We start from the raw sequence: 21,548 nt of genomic DNA, 5'->3' as shown, positions 1-21,548 counted from the left end.
GAATGGGTTGGCTTTTTTTGTATTTCCCGCGTTCCCGAGGCTCGACCGGATCGGCAACGTGTTACCGAACTACAGCGTTGGCAACTGAGGTGTCGCGGGAGCGGCAGCGTTTTTCGCCGCCAGAGTCCGAACGACAGCGCGTGCGACTTGATCCATCGGTGCCCGAATTGCATCGTCGTCCAAGCATTCGGCCAGCTTCCCTTGATCCCCAGCGATTCGCAGCGGGATATTGATCGGCACCGCGCCTAAGAATGGCGTCTCCAGCTCTTCGGCCTTGTCGCGGGCGCCACCTTTGCCAAAGATGTCGTAATGCTTGTTGCAATCGGGGCACTGAAAACCGCTCATGTTTTCAACCATCCCCAAGATCGGTATGTGCACCTTGCCGAACATCGAGATCGCCTTGACCGCATCCAACAACGCGACCTCTTGTGGCGTACAAACGATCACAGCCCCCGACAGCGGCAAGATCTGCGACAACGTCAGCGCGACGTCTCCCGTTCCCGGCGGCATGTCGATGATCAGATAATCCAACAGCCCCCAGTCGGTATCGCGAAGGAACTGAGTGACCGAACTGTGCAGCATCGGCCCACGCCAAATCACGGCCTGATCGGGTTCGACCAAGAACCCCATCGACATCACCGGCATCGGGCCCTTTTTGATCGGGATGATCCGCTTGTTCTCATCGACCTCGGGGCGGCCCGAAATTCCCAGTAGATGCGGAACGCTCGGACCATAGACATCGGCATCCATCAGTCCGACCTTCGAACCGAAGCGTTGCAGACACTGCGCCAAACTGGCAGCAACGGTACTTTTACCGACACCACCCTTCCCCGAACCAACAGCGATCACGCTCTTGACTCGCAATCCAATCTGCCCCAGTCGAACTGGCGGACGGTCGTGGTCGACGATTTCGATCGCTGGACTCTGCCCCGCGAATCGGCTGACAATCCGCGACGCCAACTGTTCGACAACCTCTTCTTTGAGCGCGGCCGAATGGCTGGTCAAACCAACCTGCACCTGGATCCCAGAATCACAGCTGATGCTCTTGATTTGATCGGTCGAACCGATCGGACGACCAGTTTCGGGATCGGGAAAATCGGCGATCGCCGAACGAATATCATCGGGTGTCATGACGCGAACCCACGGTTGCAGATGTGAAGAAAACAGGGGAACCAACCCATGAGGTTAAATTCCTGAACGCCTGTTGGTCTACCGGGGTTGCCGAAATCGCCGCGCAATGCAGCGATTTGCTCACCGATCGCCGGCCCAAGGCAATCGATCCCAGATCTCACGCACCGCCGAAAGATTGTCGTCGCGCTGATTTTGCTGCCAATATCGCCGCACCATCGCAGCATGATTAGCCAAGGAAACCGGGCGATCGACGACGCCAGCGACGCCCAGTTCGCGCAAGTTCAGCTCAACTTCGTCAGCGATCCCGATGGGCACGACCGACTCCTGCGACAACGCGACGAACTGCAGCGGTCGGTTTGCCCCGCGAGCCGCAGCCCGCGAGATCGACTCCAGAACCGGGCCCGCCCCAGCCGCCGGAAGCTCCCATAACACAACCGCGGGCACCTGTTGGGCGAGCGCCGCCAGACACGCCTCGGGACTCGCGATGCTGCGGATCTCCAAGACGTCGTCGGCCGCCGGTAACATCTGCACAGCAAAATGATCGACCGCAGGACGCCAACGATTTCCCGATTCACAAAGCAGCCAAACGCATCGCATCGGCTCAGCCCTCCGCTTCGGTTGAATCGTCGCTGTCGTCGATCCGACGCAACAGTCGCGACCGGCTGATCCCCAATCGCCGAGCTGCTTCGGCCCGATTTCCGTCGCTACGTTCCAATGCGCGATCGATCAACTCGCGCTCGATTCGCGCCAACAAGCGATCCAAATCGATAGGCCGATCGTCGGCGGTCGCCGCCGGATCCGGGGGCGTATAGGACCGGATCGCCAACGGTAGATGTTGCGGCTGAATGACCGGCGAACCGCTCTCGCGCATGCTGTGTCGGATCGCAGCATCCAGTTCGTCGAAGTCGCCAGGCCAGGGATAGGTGCTCAACAAGTCGAGCGCCGGCCGCGAGATGCCGTCGATGATTTGATTCGGTTTGGCGCGGCGTTCAATCAAAAACTGAACGATCAACGGCAGGTCGACGATCCGCTGAGTCAACGAGGGAACAGCGATCTCAAGCGTTGCCAAGCGGTAGATCAGATCGCCATCCAGATGTTCGCTTCGCAGACATTCGGCGACCGACAACTCCGACAAACTAATGCATCGCAAACGCGATCCGAACTCGGCCAACCTTTGCCGCAACGGCGACTGAGCTTCGACGGCCAAGCGATCGAGATTGCGAAGCAGAACCGTTGCCCGCGCGGTCGAACTGCCGCCCAACCGAGCGATCACCGGCGAGAGCGCCGCTTCCAACAACTCCGCATCCATCAACGCACAATCGATTGGCGTCAACGAACTCCACGCCGACGGAGATTCGGTCGGGCGGCGATGAATCGCCAAAGCAAGCTGATCGCCCCCGCAACCCGATCGGCCGACGAGAAAGACGTTCGACGAGCACTCTGCAGCCAAAGAAGCTTGGCGGCGCAAGTGCTCCGCCGCCCCCGATGCTCCAACCAACGGACCAAGCTGATTCAGGCGGGGATACTGCTGGCGGATCGCGGCTAACTGACGGCTCAGCGAAACCAGATCGATCGACTCCGCACTCGCCTCACCCGCCCAGTGACAATCGCCGACCGCCACGACAAACTCGACGGCGGGCTCTCCCAACGGAATAAACAGCATCTCTCGGGACGCTGGTCCCTGAAGCGTGTCGACGCGGGGAGCGATCGGTTGCGAGATCGGTCGGCCGCGACGGAGGATCTTTGGCGGCTGCAGCGACAGCGCCAGCGCGTCGATTGCCGATGCGGGATCGCGATCGGGCGACGGTTTCCAGTCGAGCAACGGCTGCGATTCGCAGCCCAGCCATTCCAAAGCCGCACGGTTGAAGTACTCGAAGCGGCCGTCGCGAGTGACGACATAAACCGGCTCGCCGATCGCTTCAAGAATCTTTCCGAGTGGTCGGATACTGGTGCCGCGCGAGCCAGCGGACATGAGCCGCCTCCGTTAAGTGAGCGATGGAGTCCCACCGCCACGAGGCCACATGGCAGGCAGACTAAAAGACGTCCAGGATGAAGTGATGGCCGTAATGATAACGGCGACCGGCTGGATAGTAGTTGTGCCACTTCTTATTGTAGACCGGAATCCGCATTTCCTGAGGATAGCGATGATACAAATCGTCAGCACTCTGGAAGTACTGCGGCGCGTAAAAGTTCTGTGGGTAATAGACGTATGGGTAGTGGTAGAAGCGATTCCAGTCGCGCGAACCGTTGGCTCCACCCCAATTTTGCCCATAGGCTTGTTGCTGTGCGTCCGCTTGTTCAGTAACACAGCAAAATGCGACGGCAACAAACGCCGCGATCAGGCATCGACGAATCATTCCAAATCCCCCTCGGGTAGTGTGCGCAGAGCGTCTATGGCTTCTACTGACAAGAAACCCGCTGCCCCTCGTATCGGCACAAGCCGCACAACCGGTTCAACAAATCGGCCCCGAACGGCTCGAAGATCATGTGATATCAATCCCCAAGCGATGGCGAATACGCCAAACGCCCAATCGTCGATCGCCGCAACTGCAACGCGATTCCTTTCCAACCGCAGCCCAATGGACCGCACCGATGATCCCCAAGCCCTACCGACAGATGCACGACCAATTCCCCGAGTACATGCAGGCCTACGAAGCATTCGCAGCCGCAGCGGCTAAGTCGGGGCCGCTGGATGCCAAATCGGTCGCCCTGACAAAACTGGCGATCTCGATCGGCGCGGGGCTCGAAGGAGGAACCCATTCGCACGCCCGCAAGGCGCTCGAAGCGGGCTGCTTGCCCAACGAACTGCGACACGTCGCAATGCTCTCCGCTCCGACGATCGGCTTCCCCACGATGATGCGTGCTCGGATGTGGGTCGAAGACGTACTGACCAAAGCGGCTGCGAAAGAGAGCACCGAAACTCAGCAGCCATAAAAACAAATAGCACGGCGGAGAAGGTCAGCTCGCCTCACAGAACAACCCTCGGGCGGCCCGCGACAAAACTAGCTAGCGACCGGAGCCTCCGTTTCGCCGCGATAACTGCTCACGCAGCTCAGCTTCGACTCGGTTCAACTCCTCCTCGCTCATCGAACCCCAGCTCGCGGGCTCGGGCATGTCGAGCATCGAAGCGAGCAATTGCAGCCGCCCCAAAATCTTCCCTCGGGCAAGTCCCAAATCGCGCCCTTGCTGGATTCCTTGCTCGCGACCTTGCTCGATTCCGAGTTCGCGACCTAGCTCGATCCCCAGTTCACGACCTTTCTGGATCCCGAGTTCACGACCTTGCTCGATCCCCTGTTCGATGCCTCGCTCAAGCCCTTCGATCTGCGCAGCTTCCATTCGCGCCTGTTCATCACGCCACATTTTCAGCCGTGCTTCGTACAGATCGAGTTCTTCAGGTGACTTTGATATCATGTCCAAAACTCCCAAGGCTTCGCGATAGACCGGATCATCAAGCAACTCCGCCAACGCATCTAAGTCCATCGATCCGGCGTTCTGCAACAGATACAACCATTTTTGTTCCGCTGCAAACGCACTTACATTATGACACGCCAGCTGAAACTTGGGCAGTTCGAGCGTGTGAAATTCCAGATCGTTAACAAAAACCAAATCGCTCACCTGGTCGCTCCGCAAACGGAAACTCAAGTGGTAGCGTGGGTCCTCGCGAAACAACACTTTATCGAGCACACATATGCTGATCGCCGGAGCAAGCCCTCGATACCCCTCTCCCTCGGACAGCTGGCGAACATAATTAAGACAGTTGTAGTACAGCAAACGTTTGGGGAGTGCAAACGGAAGCGTGGTTTGCATTTCCACATTAAAACGACGCCCAAGGTGGTCGCAGGCCAAAACATCCAAGACTGCCAACTTATCCTCGGCACGCTGCTTGCCTTGGATAGGATTGAGTATCTCCACCTGCTGAATCGGCACCTGTGGCTGCAAGATCGCATTGAGAAAGTGAATCGTGACCGCTGGATGTCCGGGATGCCCCAACATCTGCTTAAATGCAAAATCGACTTTGGGATCGATCCTCAGCATGTCCGACGCCCATCACGCAATAACACACACGAACACTCGCCGCCACCAACCCAACAATACGCACACCGGACCTAAACAACAACCGGCTCTCTCAGCCGGGACCGCCCTCCCCCGTACACGCGATGACAATCCACTCCAGCCAAACGACACAACGCCTCTCGCTGCTGGGAGCGATCCTTGCCGGCGGCCGTTCGTCGCGAATGGGCTCTTCCAAAGCGATGCTGCCGATGCCCACGGGCACGACGCTGCTGGAACATGTCGCCGCCTGCCTGAATCCCTACTGCCGATCGATCGTCGTCTCGGTCGCCCCATCGCAACAGCTGACGACATCGCTCCCAACCGTTCCCGACACCGACGCCTCCCAAGGTCCAGCCAGCGGGATCGCCAGCGTTCTACAACTGGCGAACCAACAGGGATTTGCCGCCGCCATGATCGTGTCAGTCGATCTACCCGCGCTCACCTCTACCGACCTTGCTCCCTTGATCGCAGCCTGGGAAGCGGATCCCGACCGAATCGCCGCGGCGACTGCCGACGGCCAGTTCTCCGAACCCCTCGTCGCGATCTACCCCGCGACTTACCTTGAACAGTTGACAGCTGTCGCTTGCGGAACCGACCGCAGCATCATGCGCTGGCTGCGTCGCACACCACACCAAACGATTACGATCCGCCGCGAAGCGATCCAAGACGTCGACACCCCTGAACAATGGAACGCCTACCATGATCGAGAAGTCAGAAAAAACGCCCGACCAAGCGATCGCTGAACTCGCCGGGCGGATCGCCCCAGTCGCCAGTGAAACGATCTCGCTAGCCAACGCGTCGGGACGAATCCTCAGCCAACCGATACACGCCGATCGCGACAGCCCAGCCGCCGACGTTTCGGCAATGGACGGCTACGCGATCCGCCTGACCGACCTCGGCCGCAACGAACCGCTCCCCGTATTGGGAGAGAGTGTCCCCGGGCATCCTACACCAGACGTTCAACCGGGACACGTAATGCGAGTCTTCACTGGTGGGATCGTGCCACAAGATTACGACTTGGTTGTCAAACGCGAAGAGACGCAAGAGTCTCCCGATTCGATCCGCTTGCTTCCCGCGACCGCCAACTGTCGCAAGGGCGAGAACATTCGCCGGCAAGGTGAAAACGCCAGCCAGGGTTCGGCAATCCTACAGGCGGGAACGACGCTGCACGCTGGCGCGATCGCGGCGGCGACAAACTTTGGCGCTAGCCAGGTCGACGTCGCTCGCGTTTTGCAAATCACGATCCTGGTCACCGGCGATGAATTGCATGACGTCGATGCGGAGGTCCAACCATGGCAGCTGCGCGATTCAAACGGCCCCACGCTGAACGCTTTGCTTTCGGGAAAGAACTGGTTGCACGTGCGGTGCGTCGATCGCGTTGTCGACAATCAACAAGGGCTTGCCGAGCGATTGGCCGCGGCCATCGAAGACTCCGACGCCGTGATCCTGACCGGCGGCGTTTCGATGGGCGATTACGATTTCGTCCCCGACGCGATCGGGCAAAACGACGGCGAGGTGATCTTCCATCGACTGCCGATTCGACCCGGCAAGCCGATCTTGGGAGCGGTCACTGCCGCGGGCAAACCGATCATTGGACTGCCTGGCAATCCGGTAAGTGCAGCGGTTGGCTGCCGCCGGTTTGTCCTGCCGCTACTCAGCCGCCAAGCTGGGAAACGCGACTGGCTCCCTCCCGCGCCACGGGTGATGCTGGATGATCCCGGCACGCGGACGCTCCCACTGCACTGGTTCCGCCTGGTCCAGATAAACGAGCAAGGGAGTGTCAATCTCGTCCCGTCCAAGGGCTCCGGCGACCTGGTTTCGATGGCCGCCAGCGACGGCTTCACCGAACAGCCCCCCAACTCAACCGGCTCGGGTCCTTGGCCGTTCTGGCGTTGGCAGGACTAGCGCGAGAAAACGCTGCATTCGGATGAAGCACGCGTGGCAGGAAAAGCTTGCGACCGACCAAGGCTCAGTCGTCCGGTTCGACATGAACCAGGACATCGCGGACACGGGGGAAGCTGCGCAGCAATTCATCTTTTACGAGATGTCCGATCCGATGCCCTTCGCCGACCGTCAGCTGCGCATCGACCTCGACGTGGATATCGACGAAGAACTCCAAGCCACTTTTGCGGACCCGCAGCTTTTCGATCCGCGTGACTTCGCCGATCTCCTCGGCGCGATGGCGGATCGAATCGGTAAGCTCTGGATCGGCTTGCTGGTCCATCAATTCGAGTGCCGTCTGCCAGAACAACCGCACTCCGATCCCGATCAACAACGCACAAACCAGGATCGCCGCGACGGGATCGGCAAACCGGCCCAACGGTCCCAGGTAGGGAGCGGCAAAAAGTGCGACGGCGATCGCCGCGCTGCAGATCGCATCGCTGCGATGATCCCATGCCGCGGCTTGCAGCGATCGCGAATCGATCCGGCTGCTGACCCGCCGCGTCTGCCAATAGATCGCCTCTTTCAACACCGCACACAACGCCGCGATGATCGCCGCGGTCTGCGGCGGCACCGACACGACCTCGCGCAGATGGCGAATGTTTTCGATCGCCAACATGCCGGCTGAAAACGCGATCAAAATCGCAATGCTCAGCGCCCCGATCGACTCCGCTTTTGTGTGCCCATACGGATGATCATCATCTTCATCCTGCTGGGCCATCCAGAGCGCACCGTGCACGACCAGCGAACTGGCGACGTCGCCGACCGAATTGATCGCATCGGCAATCAGCGCCGCCGAACCGGTAATCGTCCCGCCGACCAGTTTCAAGATCACCAAAAAGACGTTAACGCCCAGCCCCAACGAAGCGGTCCGCGAGGCTTCGCGATAGACACCCTCGCGTTGGATGATCGATGCTTCGGGACGAGCCTGACGATTCAATGGAATGCTCTGCCTGAATCCAACGCGGGCGAAAACGGTATGCTTGATCCCAATCCAGGGTGCACGCCGCCACCGCGTTTGCACGATACCCTAGCAGCCCACAAGGGCATCGTTACAATAAGCGATGCAATGTATCGACGCCAGTTCCTTGCAAGTTACCCGATGTACAAGGCGTCTCCATCATCTGCCGGAGACGTCCCGCTGGTGTTGGCAAATCGAATGACGCCCACCCCACTGGCCTCGTTATCAAACCCATGACTGACAGCATCGCAACCACTCCGTTGACCTCCTGGCACCGCGCCGCCGGCGCGACGATGAGCCCATTTGCCGGGTTCGACATGCCAATCCATTACGGGTCGATCGTCACCGAACACAACGCCTGCCGCAACGCCGCGACGCTGTTCGATGTCTCGCACATGGGACGCATCCGCTTCGACGGCGACCGCTCCGCCGAACTGCTCGATCGCCTGCTGACCCGCCGCGTCAGTGACCTCGCCCCCGGCGGCATCCGATACAGCCTGATGTGCAACGAAGAAGGGGGCATCCTGGACGATGTGTTGGTCTACCACATCGAAAAACCTTCCGGCGGCCGCTTCCACATGCTGGTCGTCAACGCGTCGAACCGCCAGAAAATCATCGAGTGGCTGACGCCGCGGATGGCAGAATACCCCGACGTGATCTGCACCGACCGCACCGAATTGACATCGATGATCGCGCTGCAGGGCCCGCTGGCCATGGCGACGGTCGAAGGTCTGTTCAAACACCCCGCCGACAAGCTGGGATATTACCACAGCTACGTGACCGAACAGTTCAACAAACCGGTGATCGTCAGCCGCACCGGCTACACCGGCGAAGACGGTTTGGAATTGATCACCCGCGCCGACGAAGCCGCTCGAATCTGGGAAAACCTGATGCTCGCCGGACGCAAGCATGGCATTCAAGCCGCCGGGCTGGGATGCCGCGACACGCTGCGACTGGAAGCCGGCATGCCGTTGTACGGGCATGAGCTGAGCGAATCGATCGACCCGATTTCCGCCGGCCTCGGATTCGCCTGCAACTTCAAAGACCGCACCTTTATCGGTTCCGAAGCGTTGGCAAAAATCAAAGCCGCCCCACCGCAAAGCGTCCGCGTGGGGATTCGCGTCGAAGGCGTTCGGCCAGCCCGCGAAGGCTGCCAAATCCTCGACGCCAACGAGCAAAACATCGGCGCGATCACCAGCGGCACCGTCTCGCCGACACTGCAATATCCGATCGCGATGGGTTACGTCGCGGCAGAGCACTCGCAAATCGGATCGCCGCTAACGATCGACATCCGCGGCAAACGCGCCGCGGCCACCGTCGCCGCCTTACCGTTCTACAAACGAAACCGTTGATCAACGTCGCTGCCTTGGCCTGAAACTGGGATATCAAAAGATGAATCAAGAAGAATTGCTGTACGCGGAAACTCACGAATGGGTGCACGTTGAATCGGGCGTCGCCACGATCGGGATCACCACCTTTGCCGCCGAACAATTGACCGACCTGGTCTACATGGAACTGCCCGAAGTCGGCCGCCAGTTGAACGTGGGCGAAGAGTTTGGCGAAGTCGAATCGGTCAAAGCTGTCAGCCCGCTGTACAGCCCCGTCGCCGGCGAAGTGATCGAGATCAACACCGAACTGCCGAGCAAACTGGACCTGCTGGGAAGTGATGCTTTTGGTGCCGGTTGGATGATCAAAGTACGGGTCAGCGGCGAACCCGACGCGTCGAAGCTGTTGAACCACGAGGCCTATCAGAAGCAGTGCGCCGAAGGCAACTGATCCGCCGGCCCGAGACAAAGGACTCTCATGGACGCTCGCTTGATCCGACACATCGACGACCCGTTTGACGGCGCGATGAACATGGCGATCGATCAAGCGCTAGCCGAATCGGTCGACCAGGGAGCCGCAGCCTGCCTGCGGCTGTACCGCTGGAAATCGCCGACGCTCAGCCTGGGATATTTCCAGCAGTACGACGATCGCCAACAGCACCCCTGGAGCGCCGACTTGCCCGTCGTCCGCCGCAGCTCCGGCGGAGGAGCGATTGTGCACGATGCGGAACTCACCTACAGCCTTAGCATCGCGACACCCAAATCGCGGCACGGCGCCGATCTGACGATCTACGCAACTGTCCACAACGCGATCATGGAGACGATTGCGGCGATCGCGCTGCAAACCGCCCGCCGGTTTGCCGACAGCGGTTGGCTGCCGCTAGCCGCCGACGACGCCTTCTTGTGCTTCGAGCGTCGGACCGATGAAGACCTCGTCGTCTCGGGCTACAAGATCGCCGGCAGCGCACAACGACGCGTTGGCAGAGCGATACTACAGCACGGCAGCATCCTGCTTCAGACCAGTCCCGCGGCTCCAATGCTACCCGGACTGCAATGCGTTTCGGGTAAGTCGTGCGATCCGGCACAGTTCGCTGATCACCTGACAGCAACCCTATCCAAAGCACTCGATGCCGATACCTCGCCGGCCGAACTCTCCGCCGCCGAGACTCTTCGAGCCAACGAAGTCGCCAAATCGCGTTTTGCCAGCTCGGCTTGGACCCACCGCCGCTAGCCCCCCCCCAAGAAGAAACACCGGCCACACCACACCTACTTGGCAAGAAATCTGCGTCCCAAGTTACTGGCCCGTTTAGGACAATTTGGTACAATTTGTGCGGATGCGATGTTTAAGCAAACCTGGAATTCAGGTACGTTGTCCGCCATTACGGCTGTTTCAACGATGCGGATCAAGCCATTTTCTTTTTGAGCCGCATTTTTTTCCTGGCAGCACAGAGCAAATTCTACGCGTCCTGATTATGCTTCCTCACTGGCCTTGATTTTATTTCGATCAAACCAGCCAATTGTTGACTGCCTTTTATAATTTACTTTCGATTCGCCGATATCTCTTTATTATCCCAAATCCATTCCCACCAACTGCTGAGTAGCGCACGTAAAACCAAGAGCCAAACTGTCGATTAAGAAACTAGGTGCAAGATGCAGGTAAAACTAAAAGTTCTCTCGGGAAGCCATGCCGGTCGCGAGATACCGGTGAGCCAGGAGAAGTTTTTGATTGGTCGGAACGATCAGTGCCAGCTTCGCCCAAAGAGCGAATCGGTGAGTCGTAAGCATTGCATTCTCGTCCAACGGGACGGGAAATTGCTGATCCAAGATCTTAAAAGCCGCAATGGAACCTTTGTCAACGGCAACCGCTTGCCACCAGATCGCGCCAAGGCGCTCAAGCCTGGCGACGCGCTGACCGTCGGCAAACTGGAATTTGAAGTGCTCGTCGAATACGGCTTGGGAGGCCCCAAAAAGTCGCAGGTCGTCGACGTCAAAGACGCCGCCCAGCGAACCGTCAATGCTTCCGGTGACGACAGCAAGTTCGAAGAAGTCGACATCAATTCCTGGCTCGACGAAGCGGACAACATCGAACGTGTCCGCAAACTGGGCGAGCCCGAGACGCGGCAGATGAGCTTCGAAGCCTCGAAAACCATCGAAGGGGACGAGGAACTCAGCGGTGAACTGTCCGTCGGCGATGGGGATTCCAAAGAGGAGTCGGGCAAACGCAAGCCCCCCGAGAAGAAGCCGCCGCAAAAGCTCCCTCAAAGCATGAAGAAACAGATGTCGGACAATTCTCGCGATGCGGCGGGCGAAGCGCTTAAGAAGTTCTTCAGCGGACGATAACAAAAGACGTTTGACCAACGTCTGAATCGGGCCTGGCGGCCGGCTGATGCAGAAATGCGTTGCGCCGCCAGAGCTTGCGGTTGGACAAAGCGACGAGGACTCTTTACACCGGGACTATTGGCGTCGCTGCGACAGCGCGATCACCAAAACAACCAACATCGCGATCCGAATCGTGCCAAAAAAGGACGCAAAAGCCGGATCTCCCGACCACGCCGACAGCAGCTCGATTGCTGTCACCATGAACAACAGTGGTCCAGTCACAGCGATCGTGCCGGTCAGTCGTGACACCTGCATTGCACTTGGTTCCTAGTTCGCGGAATGATTTGACTGGGCACAAAGCCCCCCGAACAATACAGCAGATGCTGGGGGGTTCTACACTGTATCTAAGATCGGATGCATCCCAAACAGGGATGCGGACGTCGGAGACCACAGCCCCACACATCGCTCATCTTGTGGCGCTCGGCAGCCAGGGCTTCAGTGTATCGAAAATCCGGCGAATGTCTGCCCAACCGTATCGAACGATTTATTTGGAGAACCTCCAGCTCGATGTTGGCAACACGCACTCGTACGATTCTGTTGTTCGCCCTGCTACCATTGGGTGCGATCGATGCGGCGGAGCGGATCATTCAGCTCCGCAATGGCTTGCAACTGCAAGGCTCGGTGGTTGAACTCGCCTCGATCGACCAAAACGCTTTTCAAGCGGCCGCTGAGGGAGGGGTGGAAGCGAAACCGATCTGGATGATCGACGATGGTCTGCGGCGGATCTATCTGAACCAACGCGCGATGGTGGTCCCCCCCACGATCATCGCTCCGGCCGACACTGGCCAACCGATCCTGTTGGACCAACGCACGCCGGTCGCCGGCGGCCGCGTCGTCAGCGCGGTCGGTTCGATTTTTGGTATCTCCCCCTTCGATCCCTATGGCCGCCGCACCTTCAGCATGCAGGGTCCCAAAGGACCACTGACGATCCACCAAGGGATCACCGAACTCAACTCACGCTACGTCAAAGTCGAAGGATTGTTGTCGACGCGATCGTACGTCTGGGACATGCGGATCGCCACTTCCGCCTTCCCGTCAAATCAACTCAATACGATCCTCTCCAACTGGATCGACCAGTCCGAACTCGATGGCCGCCTGCAGCTGTTCCGCTTTTACATCGAAGCGGGCCGCTACGCCGCCGCTCGGGAAACATTGAAACAAGCGATCAAAGACTTCCCCGAAGCCAAGGGGCTGAAGCGGCAACTGCGGACGCTGATCCAACAGGAAGCGAGCCAGATCTTCGACGAAGCGATCCTCCGGCGCGATGCCGGCCAGCCTCAGTTTGCCAAGCAAATGCTGCACAGCTTTCCGATCGACGACGTTGCCATCGAAACCCGAATCAAGGTCCAAGATGCACTCCGCAAGTTTCGCGAGGACGATCAATTAGCGAGCAATCTAGTCGACCGGCTGACTAAACAGGTCGAACAACTCGCCCCCGAAACGGCCCAACCGATATTGCCTTTACTGGAAGAGATCCGACGCGATCTGAAGCCGCAAACAATGGCCCGGTTGAGCGATTACCAACGGCTTGGCGAAGTCCAAAACATCACCCTCGAGAACCGAATCGCCCTGGCGATCGGCGGCTGGCTGCTGGGGTCGGGAACAGGCGAACAAAACCTCGCGGTCGCCCGATCGTTGATCCGAGTCCGGGAGCTTGTCGATGAGTATCTGGCCAGCAGCGATCCGGCGCGGCGCGAACAGATCCTGGCCGAACTGGCCAACCAGGAAGGAGCGACCCCCGAAAACGTTTCGCGAATCATTCGCACCACGCGTCCGCCGCTGTCGCTGCCCGAAGAGTCGGCCGATCCGGAGACACCCGGTCTATATCGCATCGCGATGCCAGGTAGAGGCGAGGTCGCTGCCCACGAATACCTAATTCAACTGCCTCCCGAATACGATCCGCTCCGCAGCTACCCTTGCATCGTCACCTTGCACCAACCGGGCCGCAGCCTGGACCAACAGATCGCATGGTGGACGGGGACCTACAACGCGGAATTAAATCAACGGCTGGGCCCCGCGTCGCGACATGGATTTGTTGTGATCGCTCCTCAATGGCAAAACGAAGACCTCACCGGATATCGCTTCACGCCCCGCGAACACTACCGCGTGTTGAGCTCTCTTCGCGACGCGTTGCGACGGACGTCGATCGACCCCGATCGCGTCTTCCTTGCCGGACACAGCTCCGGTGGATCGGCCGCCTGGGATATCTCGCTGTCGCATCCCGATCTGTGGGCGGGGCTCGTGACAATCTCCGCCGACGCCGACAAACACATCCGACACTACTCCGACAACGGCAAATACTTTCCACAGTATTTCGTGCTCGGCGAACTGGCCGGCTACCCAGCTCCGATGATCCGCAACGGAGCGGTCTTGCAACGCTACCTGCGGCCTCAATACGACACCATGTTGGTCAGCTATCGCGGCCGTGGCGAAGAGGATTTCCACGAGGAGATCGATGACATCCTGAAATGGATGCAGCTCCGCAGCCACCGCCGTCAACCGATTCCCGAACGGATCGAAGTCTCGACGATGCGGGCGGGCGATCAATTTTTTTGGTGGCTGGAACTGAACGACCTCAAACCATCGATCAGCATCAGCCCATTTCTTTGGGAACACGCCGACCGGCTGCGCCCCGGCGACATCAAGGCCCAGATCACGGCCAACGGCGATGTACAGATCACCAGCATCCCGGCTGATTCTTGCAGCATCTTGCTCTCCCCAGAAATGGGAGTCAAGCTCGACCAACCGATCCGCGTCTCGTGGCGCTCCAAATCGACTCGGCTCGCCTACGACGGCGACCTGCGCGTGATGCTGGAAGATGTCCGCACCCGAGCCGATCGCCAACGGTTCTTCTGGACGCGAATCCAGTTCCCCTAATCGATCTGCGGCCGCTCGGTCTGCCCCATTCGAGACAGGCACAATCGATCGGCGATCGATCGATCGAAACAAAGGTTTATCCCCCCTTATAGCTTGACACATCACCGAGCTAACCTAGGCTTCGATATCAAAGTGTTTTATCCGCGGCAACATGTTCACGACTGTGACCAGCCAAATCGACGCAAGGGGCGAATTAAAATGTGGAACAATAAAATCTTCGCAGCACACGAAGCCAATGATATTAGTGTCGCAGTGCTCGACCAGGCAACGGAGGCCTTAGACAGCGAATCATCAAACCACTCACAAATTTTCAACGCCCTCAACTGCTCCCAAGCGATCATCGAGTTCGACCTGACGGGCAAAGTTCTTACAGCCAACCAAAATTTCTTGAGCTGTCTCGGCTATTCGCTCGAGGAAATCCGCGGCCAACATCACCGCATCTTTGTCGACCCCCATTACGCGCAATCGCCCGAATACACGAGCTTCTGGAACGCGCTTGCCAACGGGGAATTCCAATCTTCGGAATACCAACGATTTGGCAAAAACAACAAAGAGATCTGGATTCAAGCCACCTACAATCCAGTGCGCGATCCAGACGGCAAGGTCTACAAAGTTGTCAAATTTGCGGTCGATATCAGCGCCAAGAAATTGGCAGCGATCGATGCGGTGAACAAGACTCAGGCTTGTATCGACTTCCGTCCCGACGGCACGATCCTCACCGCAAATCAAAAATTCTGCGAGGCGATGGGTTATTCGGTGGATGAAATTCGCGGACACCACCACCGCATGTTCTGCGATCCCGAGTGGGCTAACAGCAGCGACTACGTCGCCTTCTGGAACGCCTTGGCGCGTGGTCAATTCCAACAAGACGAATACAAACGCTTCGCCAAAGGGAACCGGGAAATCTGGTTGCAAGCCACCTACAACCCGGTCTTTGACGCGAAGGGGAAAGTCGAAAAGGTCGTGAAATACGCGACCGATATCTCGCACCAGATGGAAACGAAACGGCAAGCCAGCGAAGTGGGCTCTTCAATCGCGGCCAGCGTCACCGAGATGGCCCAAGCGATCGACGAGATCTCGCAAAATATCGCGCAAACCGCCAGCCTGGCTCAGACCGCGACAGTCGATGCTAACGCCGCAACCCAGTGTGTCGAGGAACTAAACTCCAACAGCAAATCGATTGGCAAAGTTGTCGGAGTGATCCAAGACCTTGCCGAGCAAACCAACTTGCTGGCGCTGAACGCCACGATCGAAGCGGCGCGTGCGGGCGAGGCAGGTCGTGGATTTGCAGTCGTCGCGACCGAAGTGAAGCAATTGGCGACGCAAACAGCCAAAGCGACCAACAGCATCGAGACCAACGTCGCCGACATTCAATCGAACATCGAACAGGTCGTCCTTTCGATCAAGGGAATCGCCGATGGCGTCTCCGAAGTTAGCACCAACACGACCACCGCCGCGGCGGCTGTCGAAGAGCAGTCGGTGTTGATGTCGGGACTCAGTTCCACAGCGCAAAAACTGCTGTCGATTAGCCATTAAAAGGCACAACGGAAACGCAGGCTCATTTGCGTGACCTGCAGACGGCTGTCGCGACGAACTTCGCTCCATCGGGACGTCTCTCCCCGACGGGGCGAAGTTTTGTCGTTAGCAGACGGTCGCACCTTCTCTCCCGTCGTAAACCGATCGATGGCGTCCTATCGCCCCAGCACCGTCGGCGACTGCAGCGTCGCTTGGTGCTGCCAACGTCGCTGGACGCCCGGCTGGATCACGGACCGGTCGATATCCGACCGCAATTCCCCCTTGCCTCGCAACTGCTTCTTCAGTGCCTGTGGGATCGTGGGGACCGGGACAAACGCGTCACCGGGCACATCGCTGCTGTGGATCAACATCCCCTTGGCCCGCTGCAGATCGGCGAGTGCCCGCTGCTGATTGCCGACCGCCAGCAAATAGCCCTGCTGCGATGCGACCAATCGGGACAACGCCTGGAAAAACTGCTCCATCAACAGGCTCACCGAGGCGTCGGCCTGCGGGATCACATCCCGACGCAACCTCAAATAGTCCAACTCGGTTCGCCGCGCCTGCAACGTTCGGCTGCGCAGATCCAACACGTCGGCCGATGCGTTTAATGTGCGGATCGATTCGGAAACATCCAGCCGCACCTGTTCGATCGTGTCTTCGTATTCCAGCTGCAACCGACGCAGCGCTAACTGAGTCTGCCGGTTTGTCGCTCGAGCGGCGCGATTGCTCAGAAAGAACTCCAAGTTGAAGTTCGCTTCGATCGTCGGCGACGTATCGACACTGTTCGCTTTGGCAGCAAACATATTCCGCTGCCCCTCGATCCCGTTCAGCGATGATTCCAACGAAACCGTCAATCGCGGCAACAATTGGTTCAACGACACATGATGTTGCACCGCCGCCTCGCTGATCGCCGCGATCCGTTCGTAGATCTCGCCGCGGTTCTGTAGCGCCGCCGACAGCTCGCTGCGTGGCTCAAACAAGACGCTTCCAATCAGCGGCGGATGTGTCGTGATGATCTCCACGTGCTCGGGATCCAACGCCGGATCGTTGACCAACCGGAACAACTTATCCTGAGCGATCCGGACCTGCACCTCCGCGTCGACCAGATCCGCCTTGGCTTCCAGCAACAGTGCTCGCGCCTGCTCGATCGAATTCTCCTGAGCGTCGATCCGACGCCGCGATTCCAGCTGCATCAGCGTCTCGTGAGCCCAGCGGGTCAGAGCCAGTTGCACAAAATAGTTGCCGCGGTTTTCGAACAGCGTCCAGTACTGGTTCAACACCTCCTGCAATCGGCTGCTGATCAACGCCACCGACTCCGCCTGCGATTGATCGGCCTGGTAACTGGCAACCAACGCTTGACTCAACACCACATCGCGTCCCCCGTCGCGCAACAGCTCCTGCGAATAGACAAGACTCAGCGCCGAGATCGCTTGGTCCGACGGTTGCAATCGCCCCGAATTGTCATCCAAAAACCGGATCGATTCGCGGACTTCGAACTGCCCACCGGTCGTCGTCTGCTTTCGCATTCCGGTTTGGAATTGCAGATCATCCCCTTGAACAAGCAACTGACCGGCACCCGCTTGATTCAATTGGTTTACAGGCGTGTTGTTGTGCAACAACCGATTCTCAAAAAACGCGGCCCAATCGAACTGACCAAATTCCTGATCGACCACCTGTCGGTCTTCCACCGGTTGAATCCGCAAGATCTTGACGGTCTTCGAATGGAACAACGTCCTCGCCAATAGATCGTTGACCGACAACATCACCGCCGGTCGGTCGGTCAAGATCGATGTCGATTTGGCACTTTCGATAATCTGAGTGATCGAGAACCGCTGAGCGTCGAAGTTCGGATCGACTAGCACCGGATCTTTTGCCAACGGAATCGGCGCCGCGGGCTCAAGCGCTGGAGCACTCAACTGCAACGTCGGATCCAACGATAGCGATCGAGGCACCGAACGCGCCGCTGGCGATTCGCCAGCCTGGTCCTCAACCGAAACAGGCAACGCTGCGGCAGCGACCCGGCGCTGCCGCACGGGAAAATACAACGTCGAGATCTGCGGCAATGCCTCGACCCGCCCAATCGATGATTCCGGCGATTCGTGCAACCCGCGGCTTGGCGACCGTTCTCCCATCGACGGCAACGCAGGGGCTGGCTCTGCCGGCTGCGCGACTTCCCGATGCGATCCCTGCGGTTCGCGAACGACCGGCGGGGCCGATTCAACGCGCATCGCGGCGGAAGATTCACTCGGGCGAGCCAGCTGCTTTGGCGCTACCGACGGCAAGGGCTCCGCGCCCCTCGGCTCGCTCACCGCCGCGGCGTTTCCTCGAGGCACCTTCACCAATCCCGATTCGACAGTGAATCGGTGGTCTCTCGGCCGCGGCGCTCCTTTGTCGACGGAGCGCGATGGATTGTTGCGATACAGGCTGCGAGGTGTGATCAGCGGCTCGTCGATCCCCAGATCGTCACCCCAGACCGCAGCGCAGCAGACAACCAAGACGCAACACAGCGAAATGCTAGCGATTCGAATTGGTGGGCGGGGTGAGTCCATCGCCTCGTCAAATGTGCGGAAAGCATAACCATCGGGCAGCCTGCGCCGAATATAACGATTAGATCGGTCGCACCGATCCTCGACAGCCAATCGAAATCGACCGATTCCCTCCTCTGGCAGCGGATGCGCCCAACGCCTGCCAAAAGGTGGCACATTCGACACAAACCACCTATCTTGAAACACATCGACATCCGAAACCTGCACAACGGGTGCGGTCAAATTAGACTGTTGCTAGCGTCCCACCGCGTCCAGCCGGGGGAGAGGCACGATTTCCATCGCCGATGCGATCGTTTCTCAACCGCTGCTCGCCGCCCAATACGCCGCTTCGTAAACGCCATCTCCGCGCGAACTTGCCCGCAGACGCACCACTTAACCGATGCCTTGCAAGACCGATGTCCGCCGACACGACCACTCATTCCGATCCCCGAACCGACTTGTCGCGACTACTGTCGGCGATCGTTGCGGCACCGGTCCATCCCGACGACCCGCTGACGTCGATCGCCCAGCGATTGCCCGAGCTGTGCGACGCTTGCGGTGCGTCGGCCGGAATTCTCTGGAGTCCCGATGGTGGTGGGTTTCGCTGGCAGGCTAGCCATGGCGTCGAAATGGCCGACGCCGCACCCGACTCGGATTTTACCGCCGATATCGTCGCCAACGCCGAGCAAGTCTGCGAAACAGGACGCGCCGACATCTTCGTCACTCCCGAATCGTCCCAAGCCTTCGACCAGCACGCTAATCCCGACGACGACCAGGAGGTTGACGATACTGCGATTCGCGAACTGGTTCTGTTCCACCGCCAACTCGTCTTTCCAATCCGCCGCGACCAGCAGACGCTAGCGGTCGTCGAATTGTTCCAACCCAGCCGCCTTCCCGAAGCAAGCCACTGGACCCTGGCCGACTTGCAACAAGTTCAGACCCAGCTCGAACGTTCGATCGCGCCAGCCGCCCCCGACGCCGAACCCTCCACAGAAATTCTCGATACCGCCGCACCGCTAGCCGCCATCGCGGCGACGGCAACTCAAGGGAACCAGTCGCCCGACGAAGCAACGGAACAGGAGAGTGCTTCGCAGGAAGTCGCTGCCCCGGAGGAAACCGTCGATGAACCCGACGCGGCCACGCCAGTCGATCCGATCGCGGCTCCGATTCCCGCGACGCAGCCTACGGATCTCGAAACGAACACATCGCCACCAGAACCTGAACCAACCGAACGGGCGATTGCCGAAGTCGCCAGCCCTGCCCCAATCGCTCGGATGGCGCAGCCGCCAGAATTACAGGCCCGAGCGATGCGAGTTGCCGAAGTTGTCGGCCGCAGCCTGCACGAGACCGAAGTCGCGTTTGACGTCGTCAACGAACTGCACGCTTTCTTTGGCGAGGGACGAATCAGTCTGTCGATCTTCCGCGGGCAGAGTTGTGTCGTGCGGGCGATCAGCAATCAACAGGTCTTCGACCGGCGAAGCGAATCGGTTGTCGCAATCCAGCGGCTCGCTACGCGATCAGCCACCGCGCGGCTGGCGATCTGGTCTCCCGAGCAAGCCTCCGACCTGCCGCCCGAATTGACGCGACTGCTGGACATCTATTACGAAGCGACCGATGCGCAATCGGTCGCCTTCATCCCGCTGATCCAAAAGCGGGAACCCTCCAACGATCCCGACGACCTCGCCGCCATCGTTCGCGATCGCGACGCGAGCCCCGGCGACGTCGTCGGCGTCCTTGCGATCGAAGGTCTGCAGCGGCCGTTGTGCCGCGATGAGATCCTGCCGATGTGGCAAGCTGTCGAACTGCCAGTCGTCAACGTGGTCGCCAACGCCCGCCGCCACAACAGTCTGTTCCTGATGCCGGTCTGGAAAGAACTGGGGCACTTCACCAACCTGTTCCGCGGACACCACCGCAACAAAGCGATCGGGATCACGCTGCTGCTGGTCGCGATCATCGCCGCCCTAAGCCTCGTCCCGGCCGACTTCAAATTGCGATGCGAAGGAATCGTGCAACCGACGCAGCGCAGCAAGGTCTACGCGCAGACCGAAGGCGTGGTCGACCAATTGCTTGTCAGCGACGGCCAATGGGTCCAACAGGGCCAAGTTCTCCTGACCCTCTCCAATCCGGCTCTCTCGGCCGAGATCGCCGACGTCGAAGGGAAGCTCCGCGAGACGCAGCAGAAGCTGAAAACATGCCGCTTGCAGCGACTGCTTGGCGACTTTAAAGACGACGAACAACGGCAGACCAATGTCCGCCAGTGCGCCGGATTTGAAGCGAGCCTCGGCAAGATTCAAGACCAATACGACCTGCTGCTCGAAAAGCAGTCTCAATTGCAAATCACCAGCCCCGCCGACGGCCAGATCGTCACCTGGGACATGCCGCAACGCCTGACAGCACGCCCGGTTCAACCGGGGCAGAAATTGTTAACGATCGCCGATCCCAAGGGCCCCTGGGAATTGGAACTGAAGCTGGCCGATAAGCGCAGCGGATATCTTCGCGACGTGATCGACGAACAGCCGACAGCAACCAACCCCGCCGAAAACGACGACGCTGACACAGGCTCTTTGAAGACGTCGTATGTTCTCGCCTCGCACCCCACCTTGGTCCGCGAGGGAACGATCCGCGAGATCGCTCGCAGCGCCGACGTCGACGAGGACCAAGGAAACATCATCCGCGTCTACGTCGACATCGGCAAACAGCCCGCCGATTCCGAAGTCCGCACCCGCCCGGGGACCGAAGTCATCGCCCACATTCACGTCGGGCGGAGCTCGATCGGTTACTGCAAACTCTACGAATTCTTCGACTGGGCCAAGAGAATCTGGTTCAAATATGTCTGATCTT

The 21,548-nt window shown here is 59.1% G+C and carries 18 protein-coding genes; 10 read left to right on the top strand and 8 right to left on the bottom strand.

The window, feature by feature from the left end:
• Positions 1–69: 69 nt before the first annotated feature.
• The 4 genes from EC9_RS00530 to EC9_RS00515 all read right to left on the bottom strand — a co-directional run bounded on the left by EC9_RS00530 (position 70) and on the right by EC9_RS00515 (position 3,488).
• Positions 70–1,131 carry an Mrp/NBP35 family ATP-binding protein gene (locus EC9_RS00530; protein ID WP_145341445.1) on the bottom strand — a complete coding sequence of 354 codons (1,062 nt, stop codon included), beginning with the start codon at positions 1,129–1,131 and terminating at the stop codon, positions 70–72.
• A 120-nt stretch (positions 1,132–1,251) separates the two neighbouring features.
• Positions 1,252–1,728 (bottom strand): hypothetical protein, encoded by a 477-nt coding sequence (locus tag EC9_RS00525; RefSeq protein ID WP_145341443.1) that lies wholly within the window; start codon positions 1,726–1,728, stop codon positions 1,252–1,254.
• A gap of 4 nt (positions 1,729–1,732) precedes the next feature.
• Entirely contained in the window at positions 1,733–3,103 is a 1,371-nt protein-coding gene (locus EC9_RS00520) for a helix-turn-helix domain-containing protein (protein WP_145341441.1), read from the bottom strand.
• A 61-nt stretch (positions 3,104–3,164) separates the two neighbouring features.
• The gene (locus EC9_RS00515) at positions 3,165–3,488 is read right to left on the bottom strand and encodes a calmodulin-binding protein (protein WP_145117278.1); all 324 of its coding nucleotides are present in this window, start codon (positions 3,486–3,488) and stop codon (positions 3,165–3,167) included.
• Between the two features lie 235 nt (positions 3,489–3,723).
• Between EC9_RS00515 and EC9_RS00510 the strand changes: the two genes are divergently transcribed.
• Complete coding sequence (locus tag EC9_RS00510; protein WP_218934485.1) at positions 3,724–4,065, top strand: carboxymuconolactone decarboxylase family protein; 342 nt, start codon at positions 3,724–3,726, stop codon at positions 4,063–4,065.
• 72 nt (positions 4,066–4,137) lie between these two features.
• Here EC9_RS00510 and EC9_RS00505 read toward each other — a convergent pair whose 3' ends face one another.
• Complete coding sequence (locus EC9_RS00505; protein WP_145341439.1) at positions 4,138–5,166, bottom strand: Rpn family recombination-promoting nuclease/putative transposase; 1,029 nt, start codon at positions 5,164–5,166, stop codon at positions 4,138–4,140.
• A 122-nt stretch (positions 5,167–5,288) separates the two neighbouring features.
• On the opposite strand from EC9_RS00505, the gene EC9_RS00500 reads away from it, so the two are divergent.
• Entirely contained in the window at positions 5,289–5,927 is a 639-nt protein-coding gene (locus tag EC9_RS00500) for a molybdenum cofactor guanylyltransferase (protein ID WP_145341437.1), read from the top strand.
• Positions 5,884–7,089 carry a molybdopterin molybdotransferase MoeA gene (locus tag EC9_RS00495; RefSeq protein ID WP_145341434.1) on the top strand — a complete coding sequence of 402 codons (1,206 nt, stop codon included), beginning with the start codon at positions 5,884–5,886 and terminating at the stop codon, positions 7,087–7,089. Before EC9_RS00500 ends, EC9_RS00495 begins: the two co-directional genes overlap by 44 nt.
• Before the next feature lie 64 nt (positions 7,090–7,153).
• Here EC9_RS00495 and EC9_RS00490 read toward each other — a convergent pair whose 3' ends face one another.
• Positions 7,154–8,065 carry a cation diffusion facilitator family transporter gene (locus EC9_RS00490; protein ID WP_218934484.1) on the bottom strand — a complete coding sequence of 304 codons (912 nt, stop codon included), beginning with the start codon at positions 8,063–8,065 and terminating at the stop codon, positions 7,154–7,156.
• 254 nt (positions 8,066–8,319) lie between these two features.
• Here EC9_RS00490 and gcvT point away from each other — a divergent pair, with 254 nt between their 5' ends.
• The 4 genes from gcvT to EC9_RS00470 all read left to right on the top strand — a co-directional run bounded on the left by gcvT (position 8,320) and on the right by EC9_RS00470 (position 11,751).
• Positions 8,320–9,438 carry a glycine cleavage system aminomethyltransferase GcvT gene (gene gcvT / locus EC9_RS00485; protein ID WP_145341432.1) on the top strand — a complete coding sequence of 373 codons (1,119 nt, stop codon included), beginning with the start codon at positions 8,320–8,322 and terminating at the stop codon, positions 9,436–9,438.
• A 40-nt stretch (positions 9,439–9,478) separates the two neighbouring features.
• Positions 9,479–9,862, top strand: coding sequence for a glycine cleavage system protein GcvH (gcvH, locus tag EC9_RS00480; RefSeq protein ID WP_145341430.1), 384 nt, complete (start codon positions 9,479–9,481; stop codon positions 9,860–9,862).
• A gap of 27 nt (positions 9,863–9,889) precedes the next feature.
• Positions 9,890–10,642, top strand: a complete 753-nt coding sequence (locus EC9_RS00475; RefSeq protein ID WP_145341428.1) for a lipoate--protein ligase family protein — start codon at positions 9,890–9,892, stop codon at positions 10,640–10,642.
• 419 nt (positions 10,643–11,061) lie between these two features.
• Positions 11,062–11,751 (top strand): FHA domain-containing protein, encoded by a 690-nt coding sequence (locus EC9_RS00470; protein ID WP_145341426.1) that lies wholly within the window; start codon positions 11,062–11,064, stop codon positions 11,749–11,751.
• 114 nt (positions 11,752–11,865) lie between these two features.
• Here the strand turns inward: EC9_RS00470 and EC9_RS00465 are convergent, their stop codons facing one another.
• On the bottom strand, positions 11,866–12,045 hold the full coding sequence (locus EC9_RS00465) for a hypothetical protein (protein WP_145341424.1): 180 nt from the start codon (positions 12,043–12,045) through the stop codon (positions 11,866–11,868).
• A gap of 252 nt (positions 12,046–12,297) precedes the next feature.
• Here EC9_RS00465 and EC9_RS00460 point away from each other — a divergent pair, with 252 nt between their 5' ends.
• Together EC9_RS00460 and EC9_RS00455 are read left to right on the top strand one after the other, a co-directional pair.
• The gene (locus EC9_RS00460; protein WP_145341422.1) at positions 12,298–14,667 is read left to right on the top strand and encodes an alpha/beta fold hydrolase; all 2,370 of its coding nucleotides are present in this window, start codon (positions 12,298–12,300) and stop codon (positions 14,665–14,667) included.
• A gap of 198 nt (positions 14,668–14,865) precedes the next feature.
• On the top strand, positions 14,866–16,203 hold the full coding sequence (locus tag EC9_RS00455) for a methyl-accepting chemotaxis protein (protein WP_145341420.1): 1,338 nt from the start codon (positions 14,866–14,868) through the stop codon (positions 16,201–16,203).
• Positions 16,204–16,358: 155 nt separating this feature from the next.
• On the opposite strand, the gene EC9_RS00450 is transcribed toward EC9_RS00455, so the two are convergent.
• On the bottom strand, positions 16,359–18,731 hold the full coding sequence (locus EC9_RS00450; RefSeq protein WP_145341418.1) for a TolC family protein: 2,373 nt from the start codon (positions 18,729–18,731) through the stop codon (positions 16,359–16,361).
• Positions 18,732–19,123: 392 nt separating this feature from the next.
• Here EC9_RS00450 and EC9_RS00445 point away from each other — a divergent pair, with 392 nt between their 5' ends.
• Positions 19,124–21,544: an efflux RND transporter periplasmic adaptor subunit gene (locus EC9_RS00445; RefSeq protein ID WP_218934483.1), complete on the top strand. Its 2,421-nt coding sequence runs from the start codon at positions 19,124–19,126 to the stop codon at positions 21,542–21,544.
• Positions 21,545–21,548 lie beyond the last annotated feature (4 nt).

It is taken from the genome of Rosistilla ulvae, from assembly GCF_007741475.1.
GTDB lineage: Bacteria > Planctomycetota > Planctomycetia > Pirellulales > Pirellulaceae > Rosistilla > Rosistilla ulvae.
Note: the sequence above shows the minus strand (reverse complement) of the source record. Positions and strands in the feature narration are given on the sequence as shown.